Annotated in this window: 21 protein-coding genes and 2 pseudogenes; 11 read left to right on the top strand and 12 right to left on the bottom strand. The window is 41.1% G+C overall.

Features of this window, described 5'->3' with window-relative positions; genetic code table 11:
* The first annotated feature begins 10 nt into the window (after positions 1–10).
* Positions 11–816, top strand: a pseudogene (locus tag M1E93_RS16235) (IS5 family transposase).
* Positions 817–844: 28 nt separating this feature from the next.
* Here M1E93_RS16235 and M1E93_RS16230 read toward each other — a convergent pair.
* From M1E93_RS16230 to M1E93_RS16215, 4 genes are all read right to left on the bottom strand, one after another.
* Complete coding sequence (locus M1E93_RS16230; RefSeq protein WP_004915914.1) at positions 845–2053, bottom strand: adenosylhomocysteinase; 1209 nt, start codon at positions 2051–2053, stop codon at positions 845–847.
* A 30-nt stretch (positions 2054–2083) separates the two neighbouring features.
* Entirely contained in the window at positions 2084–2845 is a 762-nt protein-coding gene (locus M1E93_RS16225; RefSeq protein ID WP_426207020.1) for an MFS transporter, read from the bottom strand.
* Positions 2788–3735 (bottom strand): IS30 family transposase, encoded by a 948-nt coding sequence (locus M1E93_RS16220; protein WP_140035165.1) that lies wholly within the window; start codon positions 3733–3735, stop codon positions 2788–2790. The genes M1E93_RS16225 and M1E93_RS16220 overlap by 58 nt, the downstream gene beginning before the upstream one ends.
* Positions 3736–3824: 89 nt before the next feature.
* Positions 3825–4409, bottom strand: a complete 585-nt coding sequence (locus tag M1E93_RS16215) for an MFS transporter (protein WP_426207019.1) — start codon at positions 4407–4409, stop codon at positions 3825–3827.
* 347 nt (positions 4410–4756) lie between these two features.
* Here M1E93_RS16215 and M1E93_RS16210 point away from each other — a divergent pair, with 347 nt between their 5' ends.
* The 9 genes and pseudogenes from M1E93_RS16210 to M1E93_RS16170 all read left to right on the top strand — a co-directional run bounded on the left by M1E93_RS16210 (position 4757) and on the right by M1E93_RS16170 (position 11026).
* Positions 4757–5746, top strand: a complete 990-nt coding sequence (locus M1E93_RS16210) for a LacI family DNA-binding transcriptional regulator (protein ID WP_014657347.1) — start codon at positions 4757–4759, stop codon at positions 5744–5746.
* A gap of 170 nt (positions 5747–5916) precedes the next feature.
* Positions 5917–6053, top strand: a pseudogene (locus tag M1E93_RS16205) (IS6 family transposase); the annotation flags it as partial.
* Positions 6054–6184: 131 nt separating this feature from the next.
* A complete protein-coding gene (locus M1E93_RS16200) occupies positions 6185–6340 on the top strand; it encodes a hypothetical protein (RefSeq protein ID WP_232074384.1) in 156 nt (51 codons plus the stop codon).
* 182 nt (positions 6341–6522) lie between these two features.
* The gene (locus tag M1E93_RS16195; protein ID WP_004915905.1) at positions 6523–6672 is read left to right on the top strand and encodes a hypothetical protein; all 150 of its coding nucleotides are present in this window, start codon (positions 6523–6525) and stop codon (positions 6670–6672) included.
* Positions 6673–6687: 15 nt separating this feature from the next.
* Positions 6688–7623: an aspartate carbamoyltransferase gene (gene pyrB / locus M1E93_RS16190; RefSeq protein WP_014657345.1), complete on the top strand. Its 936-nt coding sequence runs from the start codon at positions 6688–6690 to the stop codon at positions 7621–7623.
* 13 nt (positions 7624–7636) lie between these two features.
* Positions 7637–8101 (top strand): aspartate carbamoyltransferase regulatory subunit, encoded by a 465-nt coding sequence (gene pyrI / locus M1E93_RS16185; protein WP_004915901.1) that lies wholly within the window; start codon positions 7637–7639, stop codon positions 8099–8101.
* 104 nt (positions 8102–8205) lie between these two features.
* Positions 8206–8592, top strand: coding sequence for a 2-iminobutanoate/2-iminopropanoate deaminase (gene ridA, locus M1E93_RS16180; RefSeq protein ID WP_004915899.1), 387 nt, complete (start codon positions 8206–8208; stop codon positions 8590–8592).
* Between the two features lie 278 nt (positions 8593–8870).
* Entirely contained in the window at positions 8871–9320 is a 450-nt protein-coding gene (locus M1E93_RS16175; RefSeq protein WP_053110801.1) for a GNAT family N-acetyltransferase, read from the top strand.
* Between the two features lie 752 nt (positions 9321–10072).
* Positions 10073–11026 carry a hypothetical protein gene (locus M1E93_RS16170; protein ID WP_102957321.1) on the top strand — a complete coding sequence of 318 codons (954 nt, stop codon included), beginning with the start codon at positions 10073–10075 and terminating at the stop codon, positions 11024–11026.
* A gap of 601 nt (positions 11027–11627) precedes the next feature.
* Here M1E93_RS16170 and M1E93_RS16165 read toward each other — a convergent pair.
* From M1E93_RS16165 to M1E93_RS16130, 8 genes are all read right to left on the bottom strand, one after another.
* Complete coding sequence (locus M1E93_RS16165; RefSeq protein WP_306169839.1) at positions 11628–12752, bottom strand: adhesin; 1125 nt, start codon at positions 12750–12752, stop codon at positions 11628–11630.
* Positions 12753–12765: 13 nt separating this feature from the next.
* Positions 12766–13299 carry a fimbrial protein gene (locus M1E93_RS16160; protein WP_036942707.1) on the bottom strand — a complete coding sequence of 178 codons (534 nt, stop codon included), beginning with the start codon at positions 13297–13299 and terminating at the stop codon, positions 12766–12768.
* Complete coding sequence (locus M1E93_RS16155) at positions 13299–13832, bottom strand: fimbrial protein (protein ID WP_004915879.1); 534 nt, start codon at positions 13830–13832, stop codon at positions 13299–13301. The genes M1E93_RS16160 and M1E93_RS16155 overlap by 1 nt, the downstream gene beginning before the upstream one ends.
* Positions 13825–14253 (bottom strand): hypothetical protein, encoded by a 429-nt coding sequence (locus M1E93_RS16150; protein ID WP_014657342.1) that lies wholly within the window; start codon positions 14251–14253, stop codon positions 13825–13827. The genes M1E93_RS16155 and M1E93_RS16150 overlap by 8 nt, the downstream gene beginning before the upstream one ends.
* 31 nt (positions 14254–14284) lie before the next feature.
* A complete protein-coding gene (locus M1E93_RS16145) occupies positions 14285–15016 on the bottom strand; it encodes a fimbrial biogenesis chaperone (protein ID WP_014657341.1) in 732 nt (243 codons plus the stop codon).
* A gap of 28 nt (positions 15017–15044) precedes the next feature.
* Positions 15045–17564, bottom strand: coding sequence for a fimbria/pilus outer membrane usher protein (locus M1E93_RS16140; protein ID WP_104873179.1), 2520 nt, complete (start codon positions 17562–17564; stop codon positions 15045–15047).
* A gap of 57 nt (positions 17565–17621) precedes the next feature.
* Positions 17622–18200: a fimbrial protein gene (locus M1E93_RS16135; protein WP_004915870.1), complete on the bottom strand. Its 579-nt coding sequence runs from the start codon at positions 18198–18200 to the stop codon at positions 17622–17624.
* A gap of 214 nt (positions 18201–18414) precedes the next feature.
* Positions 18415–18966, bottom strand: a complete 552-nt coding sequence (locus tag M1E93_RS16130) for a fimbrial protein (RefSeq protein WP_004915868.1) — start codon at positions 18964–18966, stop codon at positions 18415–18417.
* 1778 nt (positions 18967–20744) lie between these two features.
* On the opposite strand from M1E93_RS16130, the gene nrdD reads away from it, so the two are divergent.
* Positions 20745–22883: an anaerobic ribonucleoside-triphosphate reductase gene (nrdD, locus tag M1E93_RS16125; protein ID WP_014657339.1), complete on the top strand. Its 2139-nt coding sequence runs from the start codon at positions 20745–20747 to the stop codon at positions 22881–22883.

The following is a 22883-nucleotide window of genomic DNA, read 5'->3' as shown; positions in this document are numbered from 1 at the left end:
AGGGCAACGTATGGTAGGTAATAAGTGGCAAATCAGTGATGAACTCTGGGAGAAAATGGCTCCTCTCATCCCGGAGCATAGAACTCAACACCCGCTGGGTACGCACCGCAAGCGGGTTGATAATCGCGCTGCAATGAACGCCATTTTCTTCGTACTCAGGACGGGTTGCCAGTGGAATGCGCTAAATGCCACCGGTATATGCTCGTCAAGCTCTGCTCATCGCCGATTTCAGGAGTGGCGGGATGCTGGCGTATTTGAACGCTTCTGGCAAAACGGGTTGCTTGCTTGCGAACAGTTGGACGCTATTGACTGGTCGTGGCTGTCGATGGATGGTTGTATGACCAAATCACCGCTGGCAGGCTCAAAAAAACAGGCAAGAACCCAACAGACCGAGGGAAACGGGGCGTAAAGCGCAGTCTGATGACTGACGGGAACGGGCTTCCGCTTGCACTGGTTGTCGCTGGAGCAAATACGCACGACATAAAGCTGGTTGCGGATACGCTCGATGCCCTCCAGACGGGCAGACCGGGCAAGAGGCTCCGGTTGTGCATGGACAAAGGGTATGAAGCGGAATGGTTGGGAGCGTATCTGAAAAGTCGTCGCTATGAACCTCATATCCAGTCACGGAAGGATGAATCAGAAGCCATCAAAAACACGGATTTTAAGGCCCACCGCTGGGTTGTAGAGAGAACACACAGTTGGATGAATCGCTACCGTCGTGTCCTGACTCGTTGGGAGAAGAAGGTCGAGAATTATGAGGCAATGCTGCATCTTGCCTGTGCCATCATTGTCTGGAATAAAATCCTATTGGGATAGGTTCTAAGTCATTACGCCTTGACTCAAATTAATGCGTGATCCAATTATCACAGGCGAGTTGCGCCACTTTCATTTCTATATCAAAAGGAACTGGTTGTGGGATATTTTTTAATGTTTTACTACTGAGTGCTATTTTTTCTAAGCTTAATGTTTGTAGCGCCAGCCCTAAATCCATAACTTCAATAGGATTACCATTACCTGCGGATAAATTGACTAAATTTGCATCAGACATTAAAAATATATTTTTACCTGTTTTCAGTTGGTATCTGTTGATATTAGGCGTGACGTCTTCGCAACTAGATGTGATGGAATTCAGCGCTTTTATATCAACTTCACGTTGAAAGTGCCCTGCATTTGCCACAATGACATTATCTTTCATTGCCGTAAAATGCTTCGAGGTCAGTATGTTATCTCGTCCCACTACACTGACAACAAAATCAGCATCACACAAAGTATCCAAAAGTTCCGCGGTCTGAAAACCTTCTAAATGTGCCTCCAACCGAGTCAGTGGATTTGTGTCAACAACAGTAACATGAGCCCCCATTCCTCTGAAGCGCTGCGCTACACCAGAACCACAATATCCATATCCGATAACGACAACCTTTTTACCGTGTATCATCACATTAGTCGCATGAGCAATACTTTCAACAACTGATGAACCGACGCCATATCTGTTTTCTATAATTCGCTTAGACTGAGTATCATTAATAATGAGTGTTGGCCAAAGTTGAGAAACAAAGTTTTCTCGTAAACGATTTGCCCCTGTTGTTGTCTCTTCAGTTGCACCAATAATTGTCTTTTGTAACGACTTAAATTTAGGATCAGTCAGGACTAGTTCATGCAAATCAGCGCCATTATCAGCAATGATGCAAGGGTTCATTTCTAATACCTTTTTACAATAGGTAATATGATCCTCAAATGACTCGTTTCTTCTCGCAAAAACACTGACATTCATATACTTAACCAATGCTGCGGCTGTTTCATCCTGTGTCGAACCAGGAGAGCCTGTAATGGCAATTCTTGCGCCACCTTTTGTTAAAGCTTCAAGCCATACTCCTGTTTTCGCTTCAACATGCAAACAAATGCCAATAGTCATTCCTTTAAAAGGCTGTTCCTGTTCAAGTCTTTTTATTAAATGCTTCATAATAGGCATATGTGTTTTTGCCCAATTGATACGCTTCATCCCAAGTTCTGCCAAACTCATATCTTGAATAGAGTACTGATCGATATCTAACATAATATATACCTCAAAAATTTTACATTTTTATTAAACATGAATTTTTTTAACATTGTTTTTTGTAAAAATCAGATAGACCACATAAGCTAGTGTAAATACAAGCGTATAACTAGTGAATATAATCCAGAACATTTTCCAATCAACAACACCATTCGTTGTATTAAGGTCTAATACCCAACCACTCAGTATTGCCCCTAAAAAAGTACCAAAACCATTAACCAATGTAGTAAATACACCTTGCGCGGTAGATCGAAATTCCGGGGTTATTTCTTTTTCCAAAAATAAAGAACCAGATATATTAAAAAAATCAAATGCACAACCATAAATTATCATAGAAAGAAATAACACCATGGTTCCTATATATGTAAAATCGCCATAAGCAAATAATCCAAAACGTAATATCCACGCAATCATACTTAGTAATAAAATTTTCTCTATTTTTATGTACCTTAATAACAATGGGAGTAGCAATATAAACAAGACCTCAGAAAATTGCGATATTGATAAGAATATTGTCGGATGCGCTGAAAAAATTGAATTTTTGGCTTCAGGTAATTCAGAAAGGTCTTGTAAAAAAGGTACGCCTAATGTATTTGTGATCTGTAAAACAGATCCTAAGAGCATAGAAAAAAACAGAAAAACAACCACTTGAGGCTTTCCAAATAGAATTTTTAAGTCGCTAAATTCAAAAGCATGAGGAGCATCTATGGCGGATTCAAGTCCGAAGTGCAACGCTAAGCCGCCTTTCTTAGCTCCGCAAACACCACCGAAGGTTGTCTGAACCCCAGACACTTGCGTGGCCTGCTGTTCAACGCTCCCTGATAGCGTTGTAAGTCTTCTTCTGTCACTGTCCGCAGGTCTGTTCCTTTCGGGATAAACTGTCTTAACAACCCATTCGTATTCTCGTTCAGCCCACGCTCATGCGAGGCATACGGATGGGCAAAGTACGTATCTGCGTTCAGTGCTTCTGCTATCGCCTTGTGCTCACTAAACTCTAGACCGTTATCGAACGTTATTGTGTGACATACATCCTGATACTCACTCAGCAGTGAGATAATGGCCTTACTGACTTCCACCGCATCCTTTGAAAACACCTTTTTTGTCAGGTAAATACGGCTTTTGCGTTCTGCCAGTGTCACGATAGCACCAGTGCCCTGTTTACCCTGCACCAAATCGGCCTCCCAGTCCCCCAGACGGCTACGGTCATCGACGACTGACGGCCGTAGCTCAATGGATACCGCATCAGGGATGCGCCCTCGTTTCTGCCCGTAGCCCTTACGATATCGCCGTTTGCCCTGCCTAAGATGCCTGTACAACTCGCCACCGCTACGCTTATCCGCATAGATATACTGGTAAATCCATTCATGGCTGACGCTAAGACCAATAATGCTGCCAATTGCACTTATTTGCTCAGGACTCCACTTCCACTCCAGAGCAAATATCACGAAATCTATGGTCTGCTGAGGAATTGTCCTTTTGGCAGATGACAGCCGCCTATCACAGCACTTCTGGTGTGCCTGTTGTGGGTTATAACCAGTATCTGAAGTGTTACGCCTCAGTTCACGGGAGACCGTGGACTTGCTTACACCGATACGGATACCTATCTCATGGCAGGATAAATTATCCTCACGCAGTATCGATATCTGGTATCGTTGTCCTTCGGTTAGTTGCTGATACTTCATACTTACTCGCTCATCTTTGGTCGGAAGAGCAGGATAGCTTATCAGTAGCTAACCGTCCTTCCATCTAACATGACCGAGCGTTGCACTTATTATCTGAATTCGCGTATTACAGATTTACTGTGATTATTTATTGAGATAAAAACAATAGAATAAATACTCAAAATAACAGAAGCAATTGCAGCAATGTACAGTTGATAATAGCTAGTTTCTAATTCCAATAAACTAATTATCCACATTGCGGATATAAACCCAACCGTCCCATACACTCTAATTTTAGGAAAATATTCTTCTGAATTTAATTTTTCCTTACCAATAGTTTCAAAAATTATGCTATTGCATATCGACATTGTTGGCATATAAAAAAGAAGATGAAACAATGTCATTAAAAAAAGTAAGCTAAATGAAGAACTATGCGCCATTAGAATTAGAAAAAATGCTGATATCAAATGAGTTGTGACATAAACTAATTTTCTATTGTTGATTTTATCTGCTATTAGACCGATTAAAATAGGTGAGCATAATGATGCTATTCCTAGTGTGCTAAATATTAACCCTACATCCCCACCTTTAAAATGAAGGGTATTGAGCATATATGATGCAAAGGTAACTAACCAAGAGCCCCATATGAAAAACTGTAAAAATGAAACTATTTTTAATCGAGTGATTATACTCATGATAGTCTTTTTACCTCACGAAATAATATATAAATACACTTATTTATTATGGGAGCCGAGGCATTGCACTTAAAAATATTTTTTAACTTAAATTAATCACAGTCTATCCCATAAACGCTTATCATGTTCAATTAATATACTCACTAACTAGTAAGAATAAAGTGATGTACTTCACAATAGGTTATACGTATGACTTGATGGTGATCATATCATTGAAGAATACTGATAAATTAGTAGGCTCAAATAGGTTTTATCCCTTAGTATTAATACATGCGGTCATTACCTATTTGATATAAGAATATATTATTATTTATCTATTGATTATGTTTTTTATTGTTGGAGAGGAAATGTCTACGGTTAATAGCAAAGATGTCGCCCGTTTAGCGAATGTATCACAATCAACAGTATCTCTCGTATTCAGTGGTCGTTATCATGGCAGAGTATCTGATAAAACGCGCGAAAAAATTCTCAGCGTTGCAAAAGAACTTGGTTATCATCCCAATATTAATGCGCAAGTTTTACGCAGTGGGAATTCTAAGACTATCGCCTTTATTGTCCCAGATATTCAGCAACCTTATTTTGCAAAAGTTGTTCACGCAGCAGAAATTTTCGCAACCAAATCTGGTTATTCTTTAATTCTTTTAGATAGTTATGCTAACAAACAATGGCATGAGCATCTAATATCATTATTTCAAAGTAAGCTTATCAGTGGCGGTATAATTTACTCATGTGACAAGAAAAACATCGAATTATTAAGATATTACCGAGAAAAACTGATATTTATTGAGTCTGATGACGAAAAAAACAACGATATTTGCTTAGAGGTAAAAAAAGCGATCGAATCTATATTTTACATTGCAAGTAAAATGAAACGATTCAGAGTTGGTTCTTTTAGAATTGATCTTCCAAGGCAACACTTCTTAACGCGGCATGAACTTTTTGATCAGCAATTCAATTCATTAGAAAATCCAGAAAAATCTAAACATATCGTGTATTCATCATTCAATCTCGCGCAATCAACTGAGAATGCAGAGATATTACTGCAGCAAAAACCCAATATTGTTTTTTGTGATGACGATATTTTAGCAGGCGCTATCTATCGGGCAGCAAAACACCTGAACATTCATATTCCTAACGATGTGGCAGTAATAGGATTCAATGACACAGATCTTTGCAGCTATTTGAACCCAGAATTATCTACCGTACAAATTCCGACTCAATACATAGGGGAAATCGCTATCAAAATGCTATTGGAAAAAATATCAAATAATCCACAAATCATAGAAAAACAGTTCGTTACGTTAAAAGTTGTTACTAGAGGGTCGACACAAGCTTAATCCTCGAATAAATATCAAGAAACTTGATTTTAAGTGAAAGGAGACGGTCGAGTATTTGATGCGTTGATTATAGGATAAACTGCACTTTTTGTGGGCTTGTTGCAAAAATTGTCGAAGTGAACGACATTAAGGTCATTGCTCGCTTCTTTAGGAAAAGTCATGTCACTAAAGTCAGTGATATGCTGGCCAAACACGGTATGTCGGTTCATCGCTCGACAAATTATCGTTGGTTTATTGAATATGCACCGATACTCCATAAAAACTCAAAAAATATCAATTTATTCGAGCTGTCTCTTCTTGGCAGCTCTTGGGGAGCATTCGATGCCGATGGAATTAGTGCTGGGCATGAGTGCTATGCGCATAATGTCGGTGTTAGCGCAATCTCCAGCACCTCTGCAACTCTTACCTTCTCCGAAATATAATCATGGTCAGCCGTGATTGCGGATAGAAAAAGGCAGTCCTAATGGAGTGACGGATTTATTGCTACCCCAACAGGGTGATCCGTTTAACGAAATTTACCTCAAAGAAAAAGCATGGTGGCAGATGTATGAGCCTGATATTTTAGATAAAGGTCAGGGTGTTATTGATGGTTAAATTAGAACGACTCGCTAAGCGACTCAGTCAATGACAAATATCTCTCTGATTTGACTGTTTTTATACAAAATAACTGGAAACGTAAGTGGACTTAGACGCAAAAAAATCTATTTTTCTGTATGCAAACGCTTGCGTCATGAAAAGACACGCGTATAATGCGCCACAATTTGCCGGGAGAAAACATGAACGCTGTTGCTCTATTTGTTTCAAAGAACACCTCCACTGCACTGCCTTCTGGCGGTCTGGACAGCCTGTTTTTCCCCTCCGTATTTCAAGAAAAGCCCCTCATTGAGGGGCTTTTTTTTGGCCTTTCACCTTATACGTCTTGCTGACACAGGAGAACAACGATGCCGAACCCTCTATACCTACGCGACATAATCTCAATTAATGATTTAGATCGCACCGACCTTGAACTTGTGCTCAAAGTGGCTGCCTCCCTAAAACAGCAACCTCAGCCAGAATTTTTAAAACATAAAGTCATCGCCAGTTGTTTCTTCGAAGCGTCGACTCGCACACGTTTATCCTTTGAGACCGCAATTCACCGCCTAGGAGCATCTGTTGTGGGGTTTTCTGACAGCACCAACACGTCACTGGGGAAAAAAGGTGAAACACTCGCAGATACCATTTCGGTGATCAGCCAATATGTCGATGCTATCGTGATGCGCCACCCACAAGAAGGTGCTGCACGCTTAGCCAGCCAATTTGCGGGGGAAATTCCCATTATCAATGCTGGTGATGGTTCAAACCAACATCCAACACAAACACTACTCGACCTCTTTACTATCCAAGAAACCCAAGGTCGTCTTGAAAACCTACAAGTCGCAATGGTGGGTGATTTAAAATACGGCAGAACAGTCCATTCACTGACACAAGCCCTCTCTAAATTTGAAGGCAATCACTTTTATTTTATTGCGCCAGAAGCGCTATCTATGCCAATCCATATCCTGCATCTTCTTGAAGAAAAAGGCTCCACATACAGCTTACATAACAATATTGATGAAGTGCTGCCTGAGTTGGATATCCTTTATATGACACGAGTACAGAAAGAACGTTTAGACCCGTCTGAATATGCCAATGTCAAAGCGCAATTTGTACTCCGTGCCACAGATTTACAAGATGCCAAACCCAATCTTAAAGTTTTACATCCATTACCGCGCGTTGATGAAATCACTGTTGATGTTGATAAGACCCCTTACGCCTACTATTTCCAACAAGCGGGTAACGGCATTTTCGCAAGGCAAGCTTTGTTGTCTCTGGTTTTAAATAAAGAATTGGCCATCTGAGGAGAAACACATCATGACACACGATCATAAATTACAAGTTGAAGCAATTAGTTGTGGCACTGTCATCGACCATATTCCTGCTCAAATTGGTTTTAAGCTATTGAGTCTATTTAAACTCACCTTAACAGATGAGCGCATTACCATCGGTTTAAATTTACCCTCGAATAACTTGGGGAAAAAAGATTTAATCAAAATCGAAAATACTTTTTTGACACCAGAGCAAGCCAACCAATTAGCGATGTATGCACCAGAAGCAACCGTTAATCGTATCGAAGACTACCAAGTGGTTGAAAAATTAGAGTTACGATTACCTGAATATATCGACAATGTATTGATTTGCCCAAATAGTAACTGTATTAGCCATAATGAGCCGGTGTCTAGTAGCTTTAAGGTGAAAAAAATGGGCAAAGAAGTGGCGCTAACCTGTAAATTTTGTGAAAAAGAGTTCGACAGAGACGCCGTTATTAATAACCAATAAATGAGATTCGTGTGACCACGGCTTTGTATGTGAGCTTCAAAGCTTTATACTGAACTTCTATAAGCGAAAGTTACCACTTTTTTACCTGATTAAACGGAGTATTTATGTCATACGAAATCAGTACAGAAAACGCACCGGCAGCTATTGGCCCTTATGTTCAAGGTGTTGACTTAGGCAGTATGGTCATTACATCTGGCCAGATCCCTGTTGATCCAAAAACAGGTGAAGTGCCTGAAGATATCGCGGCACAAACTCGTCAATCACTCGCAAACGTGGCAGCTATCTTAGAAAAAGCAGGCCTTAGCGCTGCCAATATCGTGAAAACCACGGTATTTGTGAAAGATTTGAACGATTTCGCAACCGTAAATGCAACTTATGAAGAGTTTTTCAAGCAGCATAATGCACCATTCCCAGCACGCTCTTGCGTTGAAGTTGCCCGTTTACCGAAAGATGTAAAAATCGAGATCGAAGCGATCGCTGTTCGTAAATAATTTACCTATCATTGGAAAACCTGCTAAATAAAATTGGCAGGTTTTTTTATCAATGCCCCAATGTATTTCCTACCGACACAATAAAATATTTTGTGCGCTATCTTGTTATTTCACCGCCATTCCGGCATATTTGAGCCGCATTTTAAATTGCCAATTCGGCTATGCCATCAATTTCACTAAGGGGGTTACCATGCGTAAAAACAATCTAAATAAATTCACTGCATATTCTATTCATTCATAATTTAGAGAAGGTTTGCTTCTCTAAAAAGGAGAAGTTAATGGTAACACTTGTTGAGCTGAATCAAGATAACTGGGAAGATTGTGCTGATTTGCAAGTATCAGAGGAACAATCACAATTTATTGCTTCCAATTTATATTCAATTGCTGAAGTCCAATTCTTACCACGGTTTATCGTTAAAGGGATCCAGCATCAAGAAACACTCGTTGGGTTAGTCATGTATGGCATTGACCCTGACGATGGGAATTATTGGATTTATCGCTTTATGATAGATGAATCTCATCAGCGTCAAGGCTATGGTTTGCAGGCCATGCTTTTATTAATTGATGAGATAAGGTCATCAAATAAGGATAATATTCCTGCCATTATGATTGGCTATCACACCGATAACGTGGGTGCACACCACTTTTATCAGAGTGTCGGGTTTGAATTTCAAGGCCTAGCTGATTGGGGGGAGTATTTAGCTAAGTTTGATTTAATCAAACAATAACCCTTTTGATTTAAAGGCGTGACTTGAAGTGGCCTCCAATAACTGGGCAACCAATTATTGGGGGTCTTTTTGTATTCAATGGGATTGGCAATTAAAGCCATCACAAAGGATAATAAGTATTGCTCAAATAATATGCTATTGAGGTTTATCTTTAGAGTCACCCTTGATTATCCCAAAACAATTCAATTATATATCAATGCATTAAAATATAGTCGAGCATTAGAAAATATCTATTAGCGATATTAATTACAATGCTAACAACAACCCCTTTGACTTTTCCTTCGGACCACTTATTGGTTTAGGATTATGAATTGATATTATTAATGTTGTTTTCACTCGTACAGAAACTAGAGAAAAATGGCGTAAGTTCTGTCTGCATATGGAAGAAAAAGAGGAATCACGCAATAAGCCAGACTTGAATGGCTATACAAGGCCTTTTCATTGAAGCTCGGCTCTTAGGCAGCGGATTAAAACTAACTTTTGATAATGAAATGAAGCTCACTTCTAAATTAGAAGGGGAATTTAGTGGCAGTATTAACTTTAGGTTAGTGGTGGATAAAAATAGGATCGGTTTAACCGTAACTTAAATTCAATTATAAATTTGAGGTTAAAGCTGGTATAGTGGGAAATGAACAAGTCAATTAACAGGTTCTACTACCAATAAATTTAAATGAGAATTTCTCCCAGAAGATATAGTTCTCGCTCCTAAGGCTGAAGGTACGATACCTATTTATCATTTTAACGGGTAAATTATGATTAAGAAAATACTATTATTAATGTTGATCTTCATTTCATCTAATGTTGCTGCCACAAAAATGCATGATAATGAACTAAAAAAATATGACTATAAAATAGGCATTGATTTAAATCAATGTGGGATGGAACTATATGTTAATGATGTAATGCTGATATATAATTCTGATATGAATAAATTCAATACTACATTTGGTATTGGCTCCTTTCTTAAAGAAAAAAACAACAAAATCAGAATCGTATTACTTTCACTAAATAAAAATTCCGAAATTTTCACTACAGGTACCGAGTGTAATTTTGAGTTTCTAGCTAGAGATAGATTTGAAAGTGATAAGTTAAACCATATTTCACTTATTAGTTACAGACCAAACGAAGATATTGATTTTAACATAAAAAAAGCATCTCACTATAAAAATTCGAACATTAACTGGGGAGAACTAGCGGATGATTTAAAGGTTGAATTCGTTGATAAGAATAATAAGTACTATAGAATGACTCAACAATTTAATATCAGAGAAGACTTTCCAGCTTGGAAGTGGACTACATCATACCAATTTAATGATAACATTAAATTTTTTAATGACCTCCCTCTTGAACAGCAAGCTAAATTAAAAGAGATTTATACCGAAATATGGGATGCTTTTAACCGACAAGATGAGAAAAAAATAAAACTATTGTTTAATGAGATGTTAGAAGAATCAAGTTCCGCAGATGGAGGGAGCGTTGAATCATATTATAACTCCCTTGGTTTTTCTATGCTTTTCGACAAAGAGCAGTATCAGTTAAAACCACTCAATATTTCTAGTAATAGTGAGATCTCTAAATACCTTGATAATCGTGTTATTTCAGTTTTTAAGTCACCAATCGCTTTTAAAGATTTAGAGTCTGGTCAGTCTATTGGTATTAATCCGAAATTACGCTTTGATGGTGAAAAATTTATTATTTCTAGATAATAATACTTTAAACATCAATAATCCTCATTAGTAATTCAAACTCGGGCCATGTTAAACATGGCCCTACACAAATGATGATAGACCCATGTCCACTCCCTCCCCATTAATGAAGAATAGACATTATTAGCAGAGCAAGAGACAACTGTTAAAGAGGGTTAGTTTAAATCCAATGCTAAAAATAGCAAAATTCAAAAAGAATTAATCAGTAATACACAGTTGTAGGAAGCTATTAATTATTGATAACCCATTGTTCTTTCTAGACTAAAACTATCACCAAGTTAAATATTGCATTTTATAATTATAAAAATATGCAGATGGTGAAATCTTTACAACAACGCCTTATCTATCCATTATTGATGGTAAAGTTACAATAGTTAAATAGTACTCTTGATGAATTGGCAATTAACAGTCAGTGATGACTGGCTATTAATTAGCGCTGAAAAAAAACAGTTATCCCCTTAGGGGGCTGATATTGATAAAATATTCAAAATTAACTAAGGAAGATTTTCTCATTTTCTGCCCCTGTCAATAAACGGCTTTGATATTTTATCAAGGCCGTTTATTAACTTACTTTTATCTTATCGAGAAAAAACATAAACAATTAATCAAATGTCGCTATCAACCAAGCCGAACCTTTATAATCCCCCGCGGCGGCATTTGTTCCTTGGATATGACTCGTAATTTTAATTGTTCTTAGGTCTTTAATCTCAATTTTAAAATCTTTACCCGTTTGACCCGTTGTTTCATCGGTCATGGTCAAGTTACTGTAGATTTTATGATTACTATTTTGGCTACTCGTCATTGGTAAACGTTTCTGTGGGTCATTGTCTGTTGCATAATCAAGGCGTAACCTGACATTTGTTGGAATAGCGAACTTGCAGTTATAAGTCACTTGTTCAGTGACAACACTATCGTAATTTAATGTGTTTAAGTGTCCATGCCGTAAGTTTACTGTCCCCGCTTGCCCAGTGGTCGTGGTGGTATTACACGATGAGCCCACATTTAATGTTGAAGAGAGTAAGCGCATTGGAACCGTTGTTTCCTCTAATGGCCAAGATGTATAGATTGGCGGTACTTTAGGGTTCATAAATGCACGTACATACCCCCCAAGAGGCATAGCAGCAATCATCACCTGACCATCAATAATGCGCTCATTAATATAAAATGTTACGGTGATGGGAAACTGTACTCCAAAATTAGATGCCGACGCTATCATCGCTGTACTCGAAGCATTCGCACAAACTCCAGCTCCCGTAATATTGATCCAATTAAGCATTCTACTCTCAACGGTCATCACGACGTTACTATTGATGCGATAACCTGGTTTGCCTTCTATCGTAGCGGCTTCAGGGACATACATGAATAGCCTGTGGTAAGCACTATCACTACCAATAATCCTCGTACTTGTTCCCCCCCAAGTTCTACCAATACATTTTGCCGCTCCCGTTGCTTTAACCGCTGAGTCAATGCTACTAATCACTATCGGCTCCCCCACACGATAATAATTTTTACCATCAGAGCCGGTGACAGGCGTCGAAACGATTGCGCTATTACTCGCCAGTGTGATCAAATAGCCATCATTTGGGTTTTGGATCATCGGTGCATAGTTTGCTAGGGCAATCGAGGGAAGTAATAAACCGCCTGATGCAATGCCCCCCCAGCCGATTTTCTTTTTTTTAAAAGACTGCAACCCGTGTGTAAGAATAATGCCTTTTAAGTTCAACATAATCATGATCCTACTAATGATAAGTCACAGAAAGGGTGACGGTTGACGTAAATTTCCCCAGAGCCAATTGATTGATCGGCACCGTACTCACTAATTGCGCTTGTAAATCCATGCGATACAATGTCGCGTCCACCCGTTCGGGGTAAATTCGTTGCTTTTTACTCACTTCCAATGCACGCACCGTGCCGCCCGTCACCTCTTTAAAATCAATACCCAGCCCATTGATACTGGTCGCTAAAATATTTTTCCCGTTATATAACACGCTGCTGTCCCCTTTGGGGCTCAACACGATAGCTAACGTATTGTTGAAATTACACCCCGTGATATAGAGTGAAAAATCGTTCACTGCCGCCGATGTATTCAGTGAGTTTGGGTTAAGTGTGCCGAAACCAATTTTCAGCGGTGAGCTGCTGTTTTCACTGCGAATATTACAAGCGGGATCTACCATGGTAGCGGTCACATCCACCAAAACGTCAGCGTGGCTCTCTAATACGGTCAATAACAGGAGTAACCCGAGAGGCTGTTTGAGCTTATTCAGTCTTATCACTATTCGTACTCCACCTGAAAGGTCACGATCCCGGAAAAATCGCCCACATTAGCTTCGCCAGTGGCGGGTTTACGGACAAAAACACCAAAATCAAATTGTTGTAAGCCGTCAACCACACTGACATCACCCATCGTCATCGGCTTATTCCACACAAGGGGTTTTTCATCATGATCGACCAGCCCCAAGACGACCCCACTGTCGCCTTTGGTGGTTAAAAAACTCTCACCGCCAATCGTGACTAATTCGCTGCTTTTCCACGTTAATTGAATACTTTTTTGTAAATCCGTTGCACTACACTTATCGATGGCAATGGTAAAGGGCGTCACCGCGCTGGTGCCATTTTCATTAATCAATTGCCAACGCAAGTTATACAGTGTGATTTTCTGATGGAGAGAGCCGGCTGCCACTTGGCATGCCGTGTTGACCAGCTCACCACTCAACTCAATATCTAAGCTATTGGCCGCGCGTACCTGAGAAGCTCCCCCGAAAAGCGCCACCGAAAACAGCCAAATATACTTTGCTGCCCTATTCATAGCTCACCTCTAAACGCACCGTGTGCCCATCTTTCATCCATGTCGGTAGGTCGATTGGATTATCCCCATTTAGCAAAGACAGCGGGTAACGCACTGAAAACACCCCGCGTTGTACATCGTAAAGCCGCACACTCGCTGGGGTATTGGCTGCTGCATTAAACACCGCCATTTCTTGGTACTTGTTTCCCGCGCCACACCCAATCAAACGCAGCGTGTTATCTAACGACAAATTGCAGGGGGCATTAAATAGCGTGGCACTCACCTGTATTTGGCCTTGATGCTGCGGTTCGTAGTCCGATTGATTAACCGGTGTATTCGCCACAGGGCTATTAGCCATCGCCCATTGGCTCAAGACACTGCCAAGAACAAACAGTACCGCGTTGTACCCGGCTGTTTTGATGAACATGTTGTGTTTACGCATCGTCCTTTCCCGTTCGCTCATACGCTGAAAATTACGGCTCACCCGTTACCGTGCAAGTCTCACCTTGGCAACGAAATGCCAGCGTGGGCTTACCACCATAATCATTGATGTACGTCAGATACGGTGTGGACAGTGCGGGGGATACCACATCCTGTGTTGACTTAGGCGGCACCATAACCACATCAAATGAATTGTGCTCAGCCGCGGCTTGACTGTTCCCTAGCCCAATCACCGTTAAGTGAAATGGCGTGGTATTATTGATGCGATAACCTTTCGCTATCTTTGTTAATGTGACTTGATGCGCCCACTTAGTGTCCGATTCAGGCAAAATACTGGCCGGTCGATAAAACAGTTTGACCCGTGATTGCAAGGCAATTTGTAAGGTATTGCCATCGGTGGATTTAGGGGGCACTTCACGCAAATTGAAGTAAAACACCGACTCACGATCTTGTGGCAATTGGCTCAGTGCCGGCGTCGTGCTTAAACGCACTAAACTGTTGCTCATGGGCTCAATGCGTTGCAACGGCGGCGTCGCCAAAATAGCCCCTTTGGTGAGCTTATTTCCCTGTAAATCTTCAATCCAACTTTGGGCTAAGTAAGCTTCTTCAGGGTTATCGTTCGAAATGGTGACGTTAATCGATTTTTCCGTTCCCGGAAAAATGATGCGTGTTCTATCTAATGTGACTGCGCTGTAGGCACTCATTGAGACAAATACCGCGATACCCACCCACATATGGCATAATCTTTGACCTAAATTCAACATCATTGACCTCATAAAACGAATAAAAGACTTATTTTGCTGGCGTTACATTTGCCGTTGACAGCGCGGGCGCAGCGCAAGGCAGCAATAACATGCTGGATAATGACGTGACATTGTCAGGCATGCGTAATTCACACTGCTTCTTTCCGGCCCAATAAACAGACAGGATTTCTTGAGGGGAAATACCGACCAACCACGTCACCCCCTCTTCACCCACAATGCCCAATTCACGGTTGTCAGCATTGCGCACACTGGCCCCAAACGGGGGATTTTTGCCATCACTCAACGATACGATGGCGAACAGTTTTTCCCCTTTCATCACCGATAAACGGCGGTAACCTATCGCGCCTTTGGTTAAGGTAATGTCGGTCGTTGACTGTAACGTTTCTAAATTCTCTGGCAGCTGACTGGTGTTAATCGACGCCGTCGATTTACGGTAACTGTTCACGTTAGGAATAACCGCAATCCCAAAACGGTTGGTTTTGATGACGCCACTGTCCAGTGGCACATCCCCCACCCCCGGTGTTTCAATCATTAAGCGGGTATCGCCATTTGCTGAACGGTGCAGTGCTACCCCGTGAGCCGTCGCCGTGATCCCACTGTTAATCGAGGCGCCAAAACTGCGATATTGTTGTGGCACATAACTGACGTTTGTGGATAAGTTAGCCTGCGACAGATCGCGTGAATAATAGCCACTGAAACTCGACTGACTCTGCATATGCTGTCCGTGGTTATACCCCACATTCAGGCTGTAATTATCACGATCGCTATAGCCGCTATACCCGACACTGTGGCTATATTGGTTATACTCACCGGCACGTGAATAGCGTTCGGAGAAGGTGATATTGTGCCCGCGATACAGAGGAACCGTTAAATACAGGTTGATAGCATCATCTTTATAGCCGTTATCACGCTCGGTACGCGTCGCCGATAATGAAATATTGGCATCTTGCTGCGATAGCCTAGGTATGCTGATATTGGTACTGGCGTATAAACCATATTGCGTTTGCGGTTTATCTTGCCAATAAGTACTGTATTGATAATTCAACGATAAACTGAAATTATCAAAATACTTGTTCAGATAGATTTGGTAGTTTTCTTTTGCCACACGCGCCACATGACCGCTACGGCTTTGATCTATAAATTGGCTTAATGTGCGGTAATCTCTATCGGCAAATCGATACCCTGCAAAGGTAATATCCGTGCGTAACTCATCAAATGACTTTGCATAGTTGAGGCGATAGGAGCGGCCTTGCAGCGTGTGATGGGTAAAGCGGGCAAAAGACTGCGTCATATCGAGTGACAATGCCCCAAATGCAAACAAGTCTCGTCCAATCCCTATCGCTGCGGTTTGGTAATCCCCATTCAGTTGCGTCCCCCCATACAGTGACCACGCATTAGATAACCCATAAGACAACTCGCCGCTGATCACCGGCTTACCAGTTAGGCGATGACCGTCATAGCGCGTTTTACCCGCCACTAACTTATAAATAATGCGCCCCGGGCGGGTTAAATAAGGCAGTGAGGCGGTGTTGAGACTAAATGTTTTCTCTTCGCCATTTTCTTCACGCACAGTGACATCGAGCACCCCTCGTACGCCGCTGTCCAAGGTCTGAATGCGAAACGGCCCCGGGGGCACCGTGGTTTCTAAGATCACGCGGTCTTGGCTACGCACAATCACCGTGGCATTCGTGTTCGCCACGCCAATAATTTCCGGCGCGTACCCCACCAATTTAGGCGGTAACATGCGGTCGTCACTTTCGAGGGCGATACCACTGTATTGCCATGACTCAAACACATCAGAATAGAAGTAGTTTTCCCCAATGGTCAAAATAGAGGCTAATTTCTTCAAGGAGGTAAACGCATACAGCCGGCTAAAATCAAAACGGAGGGTTTCTTGGGGGTTGCTGCCACCGTGCTGTTTTTGGTAGTTCGCGTTATAGTCACCACGAAAACGCCAAGCACCGAGGTTAAGACCTGTTGTACCATTGGTGGATAAATAGACCCGTTTGCTCCCGCGACTTTCTTCGATGACAGACGCATTGGCGCTATAATCCACAAAGGCACCATTCACCCCCTCTTCCCATAACGCCGGGGGGGTCCAGTTTGGATCACGGTATTCCATCCATAACTGGGGAATAGTGATTTTCAGTGAGAGTGTGGACAATTCAACCGTCGATTTCACCCCAGTTAACGCGGAAAAATCAAGGCACTGCCCCGCCTCGGAAAGGGTGACTTTTTGTTTTGCCGAATCTTTCAGGCCAATCAGATCCAGTAAGTTCGCCGGTATGCAAATGGCATGTTGTGCTAAGACCGTGATATCACGAGGCGCCCCTAAGCGCTGGCCGTTAACAAACACGGTTAACACATAGTCTCCGGGAGGCACATAACCCGCAACGGAAAATTGGCTCATATCGACGTTTTGCATATCTTCCGCATCCAATACGTCAGTATTGAACTCTGTTGCAGACACCGTGCATGCACTGACGCTCACCGCCAATAAAACGGCCTGCCTGACTTTGCTAAGTTTGAACATCATGCTCTGTACCATCCCAAAGACAGCAAGAATGCCTCCTCAATGTCATCATTGAAGACGTGCTTCTGTGCTTTATTGATAATCGATAAAAAAACGAACCAGCCCGTGATAACGTCCTGCTTGTAGCGGCTTTCCTGTCAGCTCGAGCCGTAAAAAATAGCGCAAAAAGAGGGTTTGCCCCGATTGACCTTGCCGTAACACACTGTCAAACAAAGGATAGGTCTCCCCAGGGATCACGATATTTTTCGTGTTATCCAGCACGGATACGCCCAACCCCTGAGAAGGCCCTTGCAAGGCAAATGCGTCGATATTATCGGCCCCTTGCCCGTCAAAACGTATTGTCCATGTTTTACTATCAAGGGTGCTGTACACACTGCCACAGTCACGAAGCTCAATGTCAAAAGGGCGTGTTTGTTGTTCACGCGCCACGGCGGTTGAGAGCATCGTCAACGTTAACGACGAAAAATCGACCGTTTGGTCGCGATTTGACATCACAATCGAGCATGGTGTTGAGATCACACTGCCAACCAGTTGAGTGACACCTTCATGGCGCATGCCCACCTCGTTGGCGCCAAAAGCCGATGTGCCCCCCAAAATCAGCGAAAAGAGGATCCCTGTTGTTTGCAAACTCACGCGTTGATAAACAGCCACCCGTTTCTCCCTTGCAGACAGTAAAAAAATCCACCTGTGTTATGACTGTTAACAAACAAATACTGTTTGACGGCAGTCGTTAGAGGTTGTTAACTCCATGAAGAAAATCAATTTATTGACTTTCGATTGAGAAGACGAAGAGGGCGAGATTGCACTTTACCCCTCTTCGTGAGCCCCTTGGCCGCCAGCGTTCACTGACGGTCAATGTATCGACTTACTGGTACGTGATACGGAAGTTAGAGATGGCGCTGAATCGCCCTTCCGCAACATCTTTAGTGGTATCAACCGCTTTCGCCAATGCTTTAAAAATTAAAGTATTTTCACCATTTGTGTTGGCAATACGAGGGAGAACGTCTGTGGCTTTACCGAACTCAAAACCATCAATCAAAATACCGAGGTTGTTCGAATTCCCCGCGGAAGTTGCCAGCAGCGTGTTGCCTTTATCTGCATAGCTTTGGCCAGTAAACACGAGTTCCATTGATTTCACCGCAACAGGGTTACCTTCAGTATCTTTACCAAAGTTAGCAAAGTCACAGCCAGTGAATTTGATCTCGAACTCTGCTTCCGCAGGCTTACCACTTTCCAACGCTTTACGAGACAGCTGACCGAAATCAACGGTTTGTTTCAGAGAAGACTGCTCGATATTACAAGGCGTGTTCACAACTGTACCCACAAAGTTAATCGTTCCGGTGTTATCCGCCATTGCGCTAAATGACACAACAGACGCCGCAAATACAGTTGCAACTGCTAATTTTGTTAATTTCATTTATTTTTCCTTTCTAGTAAAAAGACAATAGAAACCAGTCACCACACATAAATTGAAGAGTGTTAATTTCATTTTTTGTTGATAAAGCAAAGGTTACATCATTAATAAAAACATCGTCCCTGCTGCTACCTATCCCTTATCCATATCTAAGAGACAAATAGTTCCTTATAGGCTAAGGCTAACCCATATAATTTATTTATATATAATCTTAAAATAGAATTAATTAATTTGACATTTTGCCGTCATAGTTAACCATGACTGAACAGAATAAATTCTGTCAGATTTCCCCGAAAATGTTGAGCATAGTATCCGGAATTAAAATATTAATTACTGATTTCATCGACTTAAAATAGGAGAAACATCTAACATTTAATTATTAACATTCCGTGAAATAATTACACTAACTTATTTTATTTAAACAATCTCAATATTTATATTTGATGAATTTTCATTGCCATATTAAATTTAGTTTCTCAAATAAAAATTCATAAAATAAAACTATTATTTTGATATTTTTGAAATAATAAATTGATGGCGAATATAGAACCAACCCCATTTAGAGTAAATACGTTTTTAACGATAAGTCTCCATATTTCGATAGGTGATAACTATTAAATGTTTGTTATTAATGGCATCGACATAACCAAATATTAATTTGGTTCCTATATATCAATGGATTACAATAAATCATGATAATCAAAATCATATAAATCTCCAAACAATGTCTTATTCTTAATGAGAGTATGTTGATTTTATTTAACGCTATTTTCATTTTGTTACATATTTAATTATTTTGATATTTTTATAAGAGATATAGCTTTATTTTTTTCAATAATAAAACAAAAAACCTCAATATTGCTTATTTTTTGGCGCCATTAAAAAATAGAAAAAATGCTCATAAACTTAGACACACTCTAAGAACACCCATAATAAACATAGGTGTAACCCATTAAATACAATATAACCCACCTTAATTACTCATTAAATGCGTTATCGCTTTTCGCTATTAAATTTATTTAATGATAATTTATTGTTTTTTAACAGTGAAATAAAAATATTACTCATCATCGCATATCAGCGCTCTTTAAATGCCAACAATACCCTTATCAAAGCCCTATCCTCAAAATCTTCACCGACTCAAATCCTCCATCGACAATACGACTAATCGATTATCAACTGGATATTAATATCCAGAGCCACGCCTATGCTCTGATAATGGTCAACAAAATAATTTGGCCCGCAGTTTTGGTGGCCACTTTGCCTGTATAACCCGCCAAATCTTGTCAGAAATGCGCTAGCTCTTGAACGGCAAAAAGTGGGAAATATGGCTTCTTCCGCGGGAAAGAGCATAAGCCAGTTCAGGGGGAGCGTGATATTCCATGCATCCAATGATGATGGCATAGGAGAGTCTCATTTAAGTTGCCAATTGCAGTAATGACACAACTTAGGTCACCGTTCGATATATCGCGCTGTTGGAAAAAACCATTTGTTCGAAAACCTATCACGTGCTCAAGGTTGCCATCATCCTAAATAATTAGGGGCGTTTTTATTTTTCATCTCCTCCGCTTTTGATATTCATACAATTTATTTTTTTCCTTGTTGTGGATCAAATTATCGATAGCTAAAAAAGAGCAATAAACTATATATTGTGCTTTAATTATATAACTAAACACTACATATAGTATTTATTCACAGTTTTATCCACATTCCCTTCGCACATGCAGCGGAAACTTATCGCTAGGTTTAAGGTTGTGGATAACTCAACAAGGAGCATTTCAGTGAAAACGGTTGTGATTAAACGAGATGGTTGCCAAGTGAACTTTGACTTCCAAAGAATTCAAGAGGCAATAAAACGTGCATCAGCGGCTGTGAATATTCAGGATGATGACTATTGCCTTCAAGTTGCTACAACGGTCACAGAGCAACTTGGCAACCGTGAAAAAGTCGATATTCGAGAGATCCAAGACGCCGTTGAAAATCAACTAATGTCAGGCCCTTATAAAGACCTCGCTCGAGCCTATATTGAATATCGCCATGATAGGGATAGTGCTCGCGAAAAACGCAGCCAGCTTACCCATGATATTCGCGGCCTTATCGAACAAAGCAACGTTTCACTGCTTAATGAAAATGCCAATAAAGACAGTAAAGTGATCCCGACTCAGCGTGATTTACTTGCTGGTATTGTGGCTAAGCACTATGCCAAACAGCATATTTTGCCTCGTGATGTCGTTATCGCTCATGAACGAGGAGAAATACACTATCACGACCTTGATTATGCCCCCTTTTTCCCGATGTTTAACTGTATGTTGATCGATCTTGAAGGCATGCTTACGCAAGGGTTTAAAATGGGCAATGCAGAGATCGAACCGCCAAAATCAATTTCAACAGCAACCGCCGTGACTGCACAAATCATTGCGCAAGTTGCTAGCCATATTTATGGTGGTACGACGATTAATCGCATCGATGAAATTCTGGCTCCTTATGTACGCATCAGCTATGAAAAACATCTTAAAACGGCTGAAACGTGGGGGATCAATGATGCTCAAGGTTATGCTGACTGCCAAACAGAAAAAGAGTGCTATGATGCTTTCCAATCCCTAGAATATGAAGTCAATACATTGCATACCGCGAATGGGCAAACCCCCTTTGTCACCTTTGGTTTTGGTCTTGGCACCTCGAAAGAAGCGCGCTTAATCCAACAATCCATCTTGAAAAATCGTATTGCAGGTTTAGGCAAAAATCGTAAAACAGCCGTATTCCCTAAATTGGTCTTTGCCATTAAAAAAGGGTTAAACCACCAATTTGGTGATCCTAACTATGATATCAAACAGTTAGCCCTTGAATGTGCTAGCAAGCGCATGTACCCCGATATCCTTAATTATGACCAAGTTGTTAAAGTGACCGGATCGTTTAAAACCCCCATGGGCTGCCGTAGCTTCTTAGGGGTCTACGAAGAAGCGGGGCAACAAATTCATGATGGTCGCAATAATTTAGGGGTGATCAGCCTTAATTTGCCTCGCATTGCCATTGAAGCACAAGGCAATGAAGACGCATTTTGGCAACTGTTAGAAGCACGTTTATCTATTGCTAAAAAAGCCCTTATGACACGGATCGCACGCCTTGAAAACGTCAAAGCACGTGTCGCGCCAATTCTCTATATGGAGGGGGCTTGCGGTGTAAGATTAGCCGCTGATGATAGCGTTGCAGAAATCTTTAAAAAGGGTCGAGCCTCAATTTCGCTCGGCTATATCGGACTACATGAGACCATCAATGCACTATTTGGTACGCAAAACCATGTTTACGACAGTGAGCACTTAAGGGAAAAAGCCATCGCGATTGTTAACCGCCTACGCCAAGCAACAGATGAGTGGAAAGCAGAAACTGGCTATGGTTTTAGCCTGTACAGTACACCTAGTGAAAACTTATGTGATCGTTTTTGCCGCCTTGATACTGCTGAATTTGGCGTAATAGCTGGTGTGACAGACAAAGGCTACTACACAAATAGCTTCCATCTTGATGTTGAAAAACGCGTGAACCCATACGACAAAATAGACTTTGAACAGCCTTACCCTGCCATCGCAAATGGGGGCTTTATCTGCTATGGCGAGTATCCTAATTTGCAGCATAACCTCAAAGCGCTTGAAGATGTTTGGGATTACAGTTATGAGCATGTTCCATATTATGGAACAAATACGCCCATAGACGAATGTTATGAGTGTGGATTTACGGGTGAGTTTAACTGTACCAGTAAAGGCTTTGTTTGCCCTCGTTGTGGTAACCATGATACTAACCGTGTCTCAGTGATCCGCCGAGTATGTGGTTACCTTGGCAGCCCTGATGCACGCCCATTTAATGCAGGCAAGCAAGAAGAAGTGAAGCGACGTATCAAACACCTAGGTAATGGGCAGTTAGGTTAA

The organism is Providencia sp. PROV272 (genome assembly GCF_049901975.1).
Classification (GTDB): Bacteria; Pseudomonadota; Gammaproteobacteria; order Enterobacterales; family Enterobacteriaceae; genus Providencia; species Providencia stuartii.
The sequence above is the reverse complement of the archived record's forward strand: the minus strand, read 5'-3'. Positions and strand labels throughout refer to the sequence as shown.